The organism is Pseudomonas putida, assembly GCF_002906855.1.
Taxonomy (GTDB): Bacteria; Pseudomonadota; Gammaproteobacteria; order Pseudomonadales; family Pseudomonadaceae; genus Aquipseudomonas; species Aquipseudomonas putida_N.
The window spans coordinates 12,654-24,887 of record NZ_MINI01000038.1 but is presented as its reverse complement, the minus strand read 5'-3'; the positions used below and the strand labels follow the sequence as shown (position 1 = coordinate 24,887).

The 12,234-nt window shown below is 63.6% G+C and carries 11 protein-coding genes; 2 read left to right on the top strand and 9 right to left on the bottom strand.

Translation table 11 applies throughout. From position 1 onward, the window contains the following. Positions 1-134: 134 nt before the first annotated feature. The gene (locus BGP85_RS12520; RefSeq protein WP_103448312.1) at positions 135-1,364 is read left to right on the top strand and encodes a nucleoside recognition domain-containing protein; all 1,230 of its coding nucleotides are present in this window, start codon (positions 135-137) and stop codon (positions 1,362-1,364) included. On the opposite strand, the gene BGP85_RS12515 is transcribed toward BGP85_RS12520, so the two are convergent. The 9 genes from BGP85_RS12515 to BGP85_RS12475 all read right to left on the bottom strand — a co-directional run bounded on the left by BGP85_RS12515 (position 1,346) and on the right by BGP85_RS12475 (position 11,507). Next, a complete protein-coding gene (locus tag BGP85_RS12515) occupies positions 1,346-1,969 on the bottom strand; it encodes an ABC-type transport auxiliary lipoprotein family protein (protein ID WP_103448311.1) in 624 nt (207 codons plus the stop codon). The genes BGP85_RS12520 and BGP85_RS12515 overlap by 19 nt on opposite strands. Continuing rightward, positions 1,966-2,904 carry an MlaD family protein gene (locus tag BGP85_RS12510; protein WP_103448310.1) on the bottom strand — a complete coding sequence of 313 codons (939 nt, stop codon included), beginning with the start codon at positions 2,902-2,904 and terminating at the stop codon, positions 1,966-1,968. The genes BGP85_RS12515 and BGP85_RS12510 overlap by 4 nt, the downstream gene beginning before the upstream one ends. A 3-nt stretch (positions 2,905-2,907) precedes the next feature. After that, the gene (locus BGP85_RS12505) at positions 2,908-3,699 is read right to left on the bottom strand and encodes an ABC transporter ATP-binding protein (protein ID WP_103448309.1); all 792 of its coding nucleotides are present in this window, start codon (positions 3,697-3,699) and stop codon (positions 2,908-2,910) included. After that, a complete protein-coding gene (locus BGP85_RS12500) occupies positions 3,696-4,829 on the bottom strand; it encodes an ABC transporter permease (protein WP_103448308.1) in 1,134 nt (377 codons plus the stop codon). The genes BGP85_RS12505 and BGP85_RS12500 overlap by 4 nt, the downstream gene beginning before the upstream one ends. Positions 4,830-4,909: 80 nt before the next feature. Then, on the bottom strand, positions 4,910-5,932 hold the full coding sequence (locus BGP85_RS12495; protein WP_103448307.1) for a DUF5924 family protein: 1,023 nt from the start codon (positions 5,930-5,932) through the stop codon (positions 4,910-4,912). Between the two features lie 138 nt (positions 5,933-6,070). Further along, the gene (locus BGP85_RS12490) at positions 6,071-7,474 is read right to left on the bottom strand and encodes a M16 family metallopeptidase (RefSeq protein WP_103448306.1); all 1,404 of its coding nucleotides are present in this window, start codon (positions 7,472-7,474) and stop codon (positions 6,071-6,073) included. A gap of 30 nt (positions 7,475-7,504) precedes the next feature. Next, a complete protein-coding gene (locus tag BGP85_RS12485) occupies positions 7,505-9,163 on the bottom strand; it encodes a Na/Pi cotransporter family protein (RefSeq protein ID WP_103448305.1) in 1,659 nt (552 codons plus the stop codon). A gap of 228 nt (positions 9,164-9,391) precedes the next feature. Next, positions 9,392-10,162, bottom strand: coding sequence for a TerC family protein (locus BGP85_RS12480; RefSeq protein ID WP_103448304.1), 771 nt, complete (start codon positions 10,160-10,162; stop codon positions 9,392-9,394). A 37-nt stretch (positions 10,163-10,199) separates the two neighbouring features. Beyond that, positions 10,200-11,507, bottom strand: coding sequence for a CitMHS family transporter (locus BGP85_RS12475; RefSeq protein ID WP_103448303.1), 1,308 nt, complete (start codon positions 11,505-11,507; stop codon positions 10,200-10,202). Between the two features lie 266 nt (positions 11,508-11,773). On the opposite strand from BGP85_RS12475, the gene BGP85_RS12470 reads away from it, so the two are divergent. Further along, positions 11,774-12,175 (top strand): GFA family protein, encoded by a 402-nt coding sequence (locus BGP85_RS12470; protein WP_103448302.1) that lies wholly within the window; start codon positions 11,774-11,776, stop codon positions 12,173-12,175. Positions 12,176-12,234 lie beyond the last annotated feature (59 nt).

Here is a 12,234-nt window from a genome sequence, read left to right as displayed (position 1 = left end):
AAGCCCCGACTTGTCGGGGCTTTTTGTTGTTTGTGGGATGGCCCAGGCTTTTAGCGGCTTCTACAGGGATGTCGGTCGCCAGTGACGGGCCCCGATACGCTATCATTCGGGCATTTCTCAGGGGGAACACGCGGATGCTCAACGGCCTTTGGCTCGGCTTTTTCCTGGTGGCGGCCGTCTCCGCCCTGGCCCAATGGCTGATCGGTGGCAATGCCGGCATCTTCGCCGCGATGGTCGAGAGCATCTTCGCAATGGCCAAGCTGTCGGTGGAGGTCATGGTCCTGCTGTTCGGCACCCTGACCCTGTGGCTGGGGTTCCTCAAGATCGCCGAAAAAGCCGGCATCGTCGAATGGCTGGCCAAGGTGCTCGGGCCGCTGTTCGCCCGCCTGATGCCGGAAGTACCGCCCGGCCACCCGGCGCTGGGCCTGATCACCATGAACTTCGCCGCCAATGGCCTGGGCCTGGACAACGCCGCCACGCCGATCGGCCTCAAGGCCATGCGCGCGCTGCAGGAGCTCAACCCCAGCAGCACCACGGCCAGCAACGCGCAGATCCTGTTCCTGGTGCTCAACGCCTCGTCGCTGACGCTGTTGCCGGTGACCATCTTCATGTACCGCGCCCAGCAGGGCGCCACCGACCCCACCCTGGTGTTCCTGCCGATCCTGCTGGCGACCAGTGCCTCGACCCTGGTCGGCCTGCTGTCGGTGGCAGTGATGCAGCGCCTGCGCCTGTGGGACCCGGTGGTGCTCGCCTATCTGATCCCCGGTGCACTGCTGCTGGGCGGCTTCATGGCTTTCCTGGGCACCTTGTCGGCCGCAGCGTTGGCCAGCCTGTCGTCGATCCTTGGCAACCTGACGTTGTTCGGGGTGATCATCCTGTTTCTGGTGATTGGCGCTTTGAAGCGGGTGCAGGTGTACGAAACCTTCGTCGAAGGTGCCAAGGAAGGTTTCGATGTGGCCAAGAGCCTGCTGCCCTACCTGGTGGCAATGCTGGTCGCGGTGGGCGTGCTGCGCGCTTCTGGCGCACTCGAACTGGCTTTGGACGGAATCCGCCACATGGTCAACTGGATGGGCCTGGACACCCGCTTCGTCGAGGGCCTGCCCACCGCGTTGGTCAAGCCATTCTCTGGCAGCGCGGCGCGGGCCATGTTGATCGAAACCATGCAGACCCACGGCGTCGACAGCTTCCCTGCCTTGGTGGCCGCGACCATTCAGGGCAGCACCGAAACCACCTTCTACGTGGTGGCGGTGTATTTCGGCGCAGTCGGCATCCAGCGGGTGCGCCATGCTGTCGGCTGTGCCTTGCTGGCCGAGCTGTCCGGTGTAATCGCCGCCATCTGCGTCTGCTACTGGTTCTTCGCCTGAGCCTGGCCGCTTTGCGCCACGGTCCAGTTCACCACCTGCCCGACCAGCTGATCGCTGGCCGCGCCAAAGCCGGCGACCACGGCTGACACCTGGGTATCAGCCAGTGGCTGGCGCACTTCGAAGCGCTTGCTGCTGAGGATGCGCTGGCTGCGGCCTTGCACCAGGCGTGCGTCGTAGCGGATCACCACTTCCACCTTGCCCCCCGGCAGATACTCGCTCTGGAACGCCTGCAGCTCGCCGCTCAGTTCGTAGTCGGCCTGCAGGTTGCTGTCGTCAGCGCTCAGCCGCTGCACTCGGCCGTCCCGCTGGAAACCATCGAGCAGACGGTTACGCACCAGCAACGGCACAGGGTCGCTCCAACGGGCGCCCTTGTAGCTGCTGATCACATTGCCTTGGGGAATCACGGCGATACGTGGCCCGCTCAGCACTTCGCTGGCCAGCGGCTTGTTCAGGCGCAACGACCAGTCGATCGGGCTGGCGATATGGCTAGTTTGGTTGACTGGCAGGCGGTAGGTATCCACCGGCTCGCTCTTCGGCAGGATCGAGCAGGCGCTGGCCAGGCTCAGGGTGGCTGCCAGGGCCAGCAGGCGCAGCGATGGGGTCATGGCTGGAACTCCTTGTTGTTGTCACGGCCCAGCAGGTAGCCGCTCGGGTCGGCCTCCAGGCGCCGGGAAATGCCCTTGAGCGAGTTCAGGGTTTCGCGCAGCTCGCGGATGGCCGGGGTCAGCTGGTTGAGCCCCTGGGCGCCATCGTCGATGGACTGGCGGTTGTCCTGCAGCAGGCTGTTGAGGGTCGCGGCGCTTTCGGCCAGCGACTGCATGGCCTGCTCGGCGCTGCCGATGGCCTGTTTGCCCTGGGTGCCGAGCAGGCCGTTGGCGTTGCGTATCAGCGCTTGGGTTTCAGCCAGGGTGGCGTTGGCCTGCTTGCCGACCTGGGCCAGCTGGGCGATCGCCTGGCTGACACCGCCGTTCTGGTTGGCGAATGCGCCAGTGGTCTGGTCTAGGTTGGCCAGGGTATTGCTCAGGTGCTCGATGTTGCTGTCCGAGAACATCTGCGTGGCGTTGTGCAGCAGCAGGTTGATGTTGGTCACCAGATCGCTGCTGTCGTTGAGCAGGCGGGAGATCGGCGACGGCGAGGCGACTATCACTGGCAGCTTGCCGTCCTTGCCCTTGAGCTCCGGGCTCTGCGGCGTGCCGCCGGTGAGCTGGATGAACGAGTTGCCGGTGACCCCGGCCAGGGTCAGCTTGGCCTGGGTGTCTTCCTTGACTGGGGTGTCACCGCTCAGGCGCACACGGGCCAGTACCCGGCGCGGGTCCTTCGGGTCCAGGCGCAGGCTGGTGACATCGCCGACCTTGATGCCGTTGTATTGCACCGGGCTGCCACGGGACAGGCCCGAGACCGCTTCGTTGAAGATCACTTCGTAATCCTTGAACGCGTCGTCGACGCTGGACTTGGTCAGCCACAGGCCGAACAGCATGGCGCCGGTCACAACCAGGACGGTGACCAGGCCAATCAGGACGTGATGAGCTCGGGTTTCCATTGTTCAGCGCTCCTGCCCGGCGCTGGCGGCGGCGTGTTCGGCTGCGCGCCCGCGTGGGCCGTGAAAGTATTCGTGGATCCAGGGGTCGTTGGTCTGCTCGACCTCAGCCAGGGGGCCGGCGACCAGGACCTTCTTCTGTGACAACACGGCGACGCGATCGGTGATGGTGTAGAGGGTGTCGAGATCGTGAGTGATCAGGAACACGCTCAGGCCGAGGGCATCGCGCAGGGTCAGGATCAACTGGTCGAATGCGGCGGCACCGATCGGGTCGAGACCCGCAGTGGGTTCGTCGAGGAACAGGATGTCCGGGTCCAGCGCCAGGGCACGGGCCAGGGCTGCGCGCTTGATCATGCCGCCGGAGAGCGAGGCTGGGTACTTGTCGGCGGCGGAGATGGGCAGGCCGGCCAAGGCCAGCTTGACCCCGGCCAGGTGCTCGGCATCGGCGCGCGACAGGCCGGCATGCTCGATCAGCGGCAGGGCGACGTTTTCAGTGACGGTCAACGACGAGAACAGCGCGCCTTTCTGGAACAGTACGCCAAAGCGGCGCTCGACCAGCGAACGTTGTTCCTCACGCATCCCGGCCAGGTCTTCGCCGAATACCTTGACCTGCCCTTCGTTGGGGCGTCGCAGGCCGATGATGCTACGCAGCAGCACCGACTTGCCGCTCCCCGAGCCACCGACCACCGCGAGGATTTCGCCGCGGTACAAGGCCAGGTCGAGGCCTTGGTGTACCACCTGGCTGCCGAAGCGATTGCAGATACCCCGCGCCTCGATCACTGCTTCCCGGTCACTCACCAGCCCATCTCCATGCAGAACAGTGCCGCCACCGCATCCAGCACGATGACCACGAAAATCGATTGCACCACGCTGGAGGTGGTGTGGGCACCGACCGATTCGGCGCTGCCGCTGACCTTGAAGCCTTCGAGGCAGCCGATGGCTGCGATCAGGAAGGCGAAGACCGGTGCCTTGGCCAGGCCGACCAGGAAGTGCTGCACGCCGATGTCGCTTTGCAGCAGCGACAGGAACATGGCCGGCGAGATACCCAGTGACAGGGCGCAGACCACCGCACCCCCGACGATGCCGCAGATCATCGCGACGAAGGTCAGCAACGGCAGCGAGATCAGCAGCGCCAGTACTCGCGGCACCACCAGCAGTTCGATCGGGTTGAGGCCCAGGGTGCGGATGGCGTCGATCTCTTCATTGGCCTTCATCGAGCCGATCTGTGCGGTGAAGGCACTGGCTGTGCGCCCGGCCATGAGAATGGCGGTCAGCAGCACCGCGAATTCGCGCAGGAACGAGAAGGCTACCAGGTCGACGGTGAACACCGTTGCACCAAAATTGGCCAGCACCGTGGCACCGAGGAAGGCCACCACGGCGCCCACCAGGAAGGTCAGCAAGGCGATGATGGGGGCGGCATCCAGCCCGGTCTGCTCGATGTGCGCGATCACCGGGGTGACGCGCCAGCGGTGTGGCTGCAGCAAGCGGCGCAGCAGGGTCTCGATGATCAGGCCGAGGAAGCCGAGCAGCTGCATGGTGTCCTGCCACAGCGTGCCGACCGCACAACCGATGCGCTCCAGCAGCACCAGCAACACGTTGCGCTCGGGCCCCTTGATCGGGATGCAGTAGTCCTGCACCGAGCAGTAGACATTCTTGAGCAGCGCGCGGCTAGCTTCAGGCAGGCCGTTGGTGCAGTGCGAGAGGCGCTCGGAGCCGAGCAGCTCGGCCAACAGCGAGGCTCCGGCGGTGTCCAGGCGGCCCAGCTGGCTGAGGTCGACGGCGGTATCGGCGCCGTACTGCGTGCGCAGGCGTTCGCTGTCGCGCCTGAGGCTGGCGTAGTGGGCCAGGGTCCAGTCACCGGCAATCCGCAGGCAGGCCGGCTGGCAGCTGGTGTCCAGTGTGGCGCTGGGGGTGGTCATAGGCTCCATGCATCCGGCTGGGCTAGAGGCTGATCATAGCGCAGCGGGCATGGAGCGGTTTGTTGAATATGTGCTGTCCTTCGCCACTGTCACGGCGCGGGCGCGTCGTCCACCACCTTGAAGCGCAGCACACCGATCACTTGGCCATCCTCGGTCAGCACCCGGACTTGCCATTTGCCCACCGGGTTGGGCGGGAAGTTCTGCTTGTGGGTCCAGGCACGATAGCCTTCCTTGCGCCCGCCGTGGATGTCCAGGGCAATGCGATCGACCTCCTGGCCGTCTTTCTGCCACACGTGGTAGATGCGCTCGTCCAGGCCCCGTGGTGCATTGATCGCGGTGTAGGCGTACAGGCCATTGCTGCGAATGCGGCTCGCGGCAATCTCCTCCAGCGATTCGCCGGGCTGGCGATTCAGTACTTCGGTGCTCACCGCCACGTCTGTCATCCACAGCGTTGCCGGCGGCACCCACGAACGCAGCAACCAGCCACTACCGCCCACCGCCAGGGTCACCAGCACCAGTGCCACGCCGCGGCGCCAGGTGGTGACCGGGAAGCTGCTGAGCAGGCTCGGGAACGACAGCACCATGGCGGCAATCAACGCCAGCTTGAAACTTTGTGCGGTGGTCAGGTGCAGGATGATCGGCAGTGCAGTGAGCAGCGCGGCGAACAGGGTCAGGGTGTGCATCGCAAGGAACAGCCAGCGCCGTGGCGCCAGCCATTTGTAGTACAGCGGGTCGATGATCGAGATGAGCCCGGCGGCGCCAAGCAGGCCGGTGAACACCAGCTGACCGCTGTTCCAGGTGGTGGTGATGAAGAAGAACGGCAAGACGAAGAACAGGCTTTCCTGGTGGATCATCTGCGTCGCATAGCGCAGCAGCGGCTGCGGAATTTCGCGCTTGAAGGTGCGCGCGAACAGGCCGGTCAAGGTGTTTTCCAGCATCAGCCAGACCCAGCTGACCAGCATGATGATGGCGATCCAGCTGGCCAGGCTAGCCTGGCGGTCGACCAGGATGAAGCTGCCGATACCGGAGAGGAAACCACCGAGTGCGATGACGCCGGGGTAGCGTTTGAGCAGCTCGATGACGCGCTGGACGAAGTGGGGTATTGGGGGCATGGGTCTACAACGGAAGTATTGGGTGGCTGTGCCGGCCCTTTCGCGGGGCAAGCCCGCAACTACAGGAAATCACGTTTCCCTAGGAGCGGGCTTGCCCCGCGAAAGGGCCGGTACTGGCAAAAGGATACCGCCGATTCACTACTGCCGTGTAGCACCACTCGGTCGTTCCGGTTTGTGCCGTCGCCAGCGCAGCAGCCCCAGCGCCAGTATCAGCCCCAGCAGCAAGGCAACCAGGCCATAAAGCTCGTCAGACCCCAGGAACGGCTTTTCGATGCGCAGGTAACCCTGATCCTTGAGCAATTCCTTCAAGGCCGCGTTGGCCTCTTCCAGCGTCACCTGGCGCAACTTGCGCGCCGGGTCGGCAAAGCGGCCGTGGGTGTAGTCGTTCAGCGCCCCCCAGTAATAATCGGCCAGCGCACTGTTGCCTTGGGTGCTCCAGCTTTCCTTGGCCACGGCGGCATCCTTGATGCGGGCGAAGGTATCCGGGTCGAGGCCGTCCTTGCGCAAATGATCGAACAGTTGCTGCATCAGCTTTACGGCTTGGTCGATATCATCGCGCTCAAGGTCGGCATTGAGGGTGAGCATGCCGCTGTCGCCAAAGCTTTCGCGCTGTACCGATGGTCCATACGACAGGCCGTTGCGCAGGCGCAGCTGGTCGTATACGGCCCAGTCGAGGTAGCGCGACAGCAGGTCCAGGGTCTGCTGATGGTCACTGTCCAGCACCGGCTCGATGAACAGCCAGTGCAACTTGACGCTGTCGCCCAGCAGGCCGCGGGTCAGGTCGCGGCGCTGTTCTGCTTGTTGGCTGATACTTTCGAGGGTGCGCCGCTCTTCTGGCTCGGTAGCAGGCAATTCGCCGAAGGTGCGCTCCAGATAGGCCGGCAAAAGGCGATCCAGGCCGCCCACCACGATCAGGGTCATGTTATTGGCGGCGTACCAGTGATCCCGCAGGGTTTTCACCTGCTCCAGGGTCATGTCCGCGACGTTGGAGCGCTCAGGGCATTTCAGGCCCAGTTCGGTTGCCAGCTGGTCGCTGGCCGGGTGGCCGATGTCCTGGCGGTCGAGCCAGCGCTGCAGGTGGCCATAGTGGCCGCCATCCTCGCGCTCGATGATGCGCTTGGCCGTGGCCAAGGCCTTGGCGTCGATGCGTGTGTCGCGGACGATTGCCAGCAACAGGTCGAGCACCTTGCGCTGGTTGCGTGCCGGCGCCTCGATGACGAAGGTGGTGTCGGCGCTGCTGGTGAAGGCGTTCCACTCGCCCCCGAGGCTCTGCAGGCGTTCTTCCAGGCCGCCTTCGCCGGTCTCGTCGATCCCGGTGAACAGCAGGTGTTCGAGCAGGTGCGGCAACTCCTTCTGCTCGCAGTCGAAGTCATCCAGGCCAACGCCCACCACCAGGCGGATGGCCACATGGTCGCGCTCATAACCGGACTTCAGGATCACCTGCAGCCCGTTGGGCAACAGGTAACCTTCGACCCGCGAGCGATCGAGGGCAAATGAGGGCAGGCTGCAGATCAGCAGGCAAACGAACATCAGGCAACGCATGGGCGAGCGACGGTCTCCAGGTGTGCGAGATCAGGACAGGTGGGCATCTTCCGGGACGCTGTCGAGCAGCAGCCCGCCAGTGTCCGAGCCACCCAGTACCACATAGGCACTGCTGCAGAACAAAGAGTTCAACCGCTTCATGTCGGCGATCAGCTCCAAGTGTAGCGAACTCGTCTCGATACTTTGCACCACCTTACGCTGCAAACGGCTGACATGGGCATGCGCCAGGCGCCGTTCCTGGGCGCGGAAGCGACGCTTTTCGCGCAGCAGCAGGCGCGCGCTTTCCGGATCGGCGCTGAGGAACACCGACAACCCCAGGCGCAGGTTGGCCAGCAGCTGCTCCTGCAGCCCGGTGAGTTCTTCCAGGCCGACCTGGGAAAACTCCCGGCGTTGGCTGGTTTTCTGCTGTTGTACCTTGCGCAGCATGCGTTCGATGAGGTCGCAGGCCAGCTTCAGGTTGATCGCCAGCTCGATGATTTCAGCCCAGCGCCGGTTGTCCTGGTCGCTGAGGTCTTCCCGTGGGATCTGCGCCAGGTACAGCTTGATCGCGCTGTACAACGCTTCGGCATCCTCGCTCAAGGCCCGCACTTGCTGGGGCATGGCGGTGTGGGTACCACGCAGGGCGCCGAGCATGGCCTCCAGCAGGCTGTCGACGATATCGCCCAGGCGCAGGGTTTCGCGGGCGGCATTGGCCAGGGCCAGGCTGGGCGTGGCCAATGCCGAGGCATCGAGATGGCGCGGGCGTATCTGGCCATTGCTGGTCTCGCGTTCGGGCAACAGCGCATTGCACAGGCGGCCCATGGGTTTGACTGTCGGCAACATGATCAGGCAGCGCAGGGTGTTGTAGAGCAGATGGAAGCCGATCACCAGCTCCTGCGGGCTGAAGCTCAGGCTGTCCATCCACTCCACCAGTGGGTGCAGCACAGGGATGATCAGCACCAGGCCGATCAGCTTGTACAGCAGGCTGCCCAGGGCCACGCGGCGACCTGCGGCGTTCTGCATGCTGGTGCTGATGAAGGCCAGCAGGCCGCTACCGATGTTGGCGCCAACCACCAGGCCGATGGCCACCGGCAGGCTGATCACTTCGGCGCCGGCCAGGGTAGCGGTGAGCAGCACGGCTGCCAGGCTGGAATACGAAACCATGGCGAACAGCGCACCGACCAGAGCATCGAGCATGATGTCGCCGGTCAAGGACGCGAACAGCACCTTCACGCCTTGTGCGTGGGTGATTGGCGCTGCCGCCTGCACGATCAGCTGCAGGGCCAGGATGATCAGGCCGAGGCCGATCCCCACGCGGCCCAACTGGCCGGCACGGGTCTGTTTGCGCGAGAGGAAGAAGATAACCCCGAGGAACACCAGCAGTGGCGATAGCCACGACAGGTCGAAGGTCAGCACCCTGGCCATCAGCGCAGTACCCACGTCGGCACCGAGCATGATCGCCAGCGCCGGGGTCATGGCCATCAGGCCCTGGCCGACGAAGGAGGTGACCAGCATGGCGGTGGCGTTGCTGCTTTGCACCACGGCAGTCACTACGATGCCGGCGATGAACGCCAGTGGCCGGCGGTTCATGTTCTGGCTGAGCACGCGGCGCAAGTTGGAACCGAATACCCTGAGGATGCCGGTACGGACAATATGTGTGCCCCACACCAGCAAGGCCACGGCGGAAAGCAGGTCGAGCAGGGTCAGCATGGTCGAGCCCCCCTTTGTTCTAGGGCTCCAGCAGCGGAGCCAAATTGTGTGAAGCCGTAAGCCTGGCCCGGGGGTGGGTATTTTGATCCAGTGCTTACTCAAGCTTTAGTTGTTTTGCGGACCTCGCGCCAGCTTGGCACGCTCTGCAAGCATTTGAAATATTTGTGTCATGAAAACCGGTGCATGAAAAAGGGCCCCGAAGGGCCCTTTTTGCTGCGCGTCCTGATCTTACCGACCTGGAATGTCCTTGCGCAGTTTCACCGGGTCGTGCTCCTTGCCCTGCTTGCGCGCCATGGCGGTGCGCATGCGGATGTTGATTGCCTCCACGGCCAGCGAGAAGGCCATGGCGAAGTACACGTAGCCCTTAGGTACGTGCACGTCGAAAGATTCGGCGATCAGCACGGTACCGACGACGATCAGGAAGGAAAGTGCAAGCATCTTCAGCGATGGATGCTTGTCGATGAAGTCGCTGATGGCACCGGCGCAGGCCATCATCACCAGCACTGCGACGACGATGGCGGCAATCATCACCGGCACGTGCGAGACCATGCCGACGGCAGTGATCACCGAGTCCAGCGAGAACACGATGTCGATGATGGCGATCTGGATGATGGTGTAGAGGAACTTGCCGCCAGCGCCCTTGGGCTCGTCGGCGCTCTCTTCCTCGCCTTCCAGGCCGTGGTAGATCTCTTGCGAGCTTTTCCATAACAGGAACAGGCCGCCGCAGAACAGGATCAGGTCACGACCGGAGATACCCTGGCCGAATACCACGATCAGGTCGGCGGTCAGGCGCATGACCCAGGTGATCGACAGCAGCAGCATGATGCGGGTGACCATGGCCAGGGCCAGACCGAAAATCCGGGTGCGTGGCTGCATGTGCTTGGGCATGCGGCTGACCAGGATCGAGATCATGATGATGTTGTCGATCCCGAGGACGATCTCAAGCGCTGTGAGGGTAAAAAAGGCAACCCAGATTTCCGGGCTGGTCAGCCATTCCATGTGTATTCCTTCAAACGATATAGGCGATGCGTGTTAATTAAAGACTACTGAACAGCGGGAAAATGCCCATCAGCAGCGCGGCGAACATTATGCATAGGCATACCAGCACTGCCCACTTGAGCGTGAAACGCTGGTGATCGCCGAACTCGATACCTGCCAGGGCAACCAGCAGGTAGGTCGAAGGCACCAGTGGGCTGAGCAGGTGTACCGGCTGCCCGACGATCGAGGCGCGGGCCATTTCCACGGGGCTGATGCCGTAATGGCTGGCCGCTTCCGATAGCACCGGTAGCACGCCGTAGTAGAAGGCATCGTTGGACATGAAGAAGGTGAACGGCATGCTCACGATCGCGGTGATCACCGCCAGGTACGGGCCCAATGCTTCAGGGATGACCGCCAGCAAGCTCTTGGACATGGCCTCGACCATGCCGGTACCGGACAGGATGCCGGTGAAGATGCCCGCAGCGAAGATCAGCCCGGTCACGGCCAGCACGCTGCCGGCGTGGGCGGCGATTCGGTCTTTCTGCTGCTGGAGGCAGGGGTAGTTGACGATCATGGCGATGCTGAAGGCAATCATGAACAGTACCGGCAGCGGCAGCACACCGGCAATCAGCGCGACCATCAGGCCGGCGGTCAGGGCACCGTTGAAGTAGATCAGCTTGGGGCGGCGTGCTTCTGGGAACTGCGACACGCTGATTTCGCTGTGGTCGATGTCGTCGGTGGGCAGGTGCAGTTCACCCAGGCGGGCACGTTCGCGCTTGCCGTACAGGTAAGCGATGGCGAGGATCGCCAGCACGCCGAAGGCCATGGCCGGGATCATCGGTACGAAGATGTCCGATGGATCCACGTGCAGGGCGCTGGCGGCGCGGGCGGTCGGGCCACCCCACGGGGTCATGTTCATCACCCCACCGGCGAGGATGATCAGGCCGGCCATGATTCGCGGGCTCATGCCCAGGCGGCTGTACAGCGGCAGCATGGCGGCACAGCAGATCATGTAGGTGGTGGCGCCGTCACCGTCGAGCGAGACCACCAGGGCCAGCACCGCAGTACCGACCGAGACTTTCAGCGGGTCGCCCTTGACCAGCTTGAGGATCTTGCGCACCGCCGGGTCGAACAGGCCGGAATCGATCATCAGGGCGAAGTAGAGGATGGCGAACATCAGCATCACGCCGGTGGGCGCGAGCTTGCTGATGCCTTCGAGCATCATCGGGCCGATCTTGGCGGAAAAACCGCCGAACAGGGCGAACAGGATCGGTACCAGGATCAGCGCTATCAAGGCCGACAGGCGCTTGGTCATGATCAGGTACATGAAGGTGATGACCATGGCAAAGCCGAGGAAGGTCAGCATGGCGATACTCCAGGTGTGGCGCAGCGAAAGGAATGGCTATTCGGGCGGATCAGCGCGCGTGGCGCTGCACGGGGAGCATGGGTCGGGGGGCAACATGAAGGCGGGCGCAGGAATACATCAGAATCACCATTGTTGTTGTTGATGGGCCGGGCGCGGAGATTTCCGGGTGCCCTGGCTTACCGGTCTTGTGCCGGTAGTGGCGGCTATCCTAGGGGGGCAAGCTTTCAGCCAGCTTTCGCCGGAAAAACGGCGACGGGAGGTAGGTAATGCAGGATGTAACCGAGGGTGGCTGCCATTGCGGCGCCTTGCGCTATCGGCTGCAGGGTGACCTGACGGATGTCGCCCATTGCCATTGTTCGATCTGCCGGCGGGTCAGCGGCGGGCTGGTGGTGACCTGGGTCACCCTGCCCCGCTCGGGTTTCCGCTGGATGGCGGGAAGGCCTCAATGCTATGTGGCGCCGGCCAGTTGCAAGCGGTATTTCTGCGGGGAATGTGGGGCGCATGTGGCACTGGTGACCGAACATAGCCCTGGATCCATCGATGTGACGGTGGCGACGCTGGATCACCCGGAGCGAGTGCCGGCCAAGCGACATATCTGGACGACAAGCCGCTTGCCCTGGATGCACCTGGATGAAGGGCTGCCAGAAGAATCTGAGGAAAAACTCTAGGTATTGTGCTGGTCTTGCCGGCCTGTTCGCGGCTAAAGCCGCGAACAGGCCGGTACAGG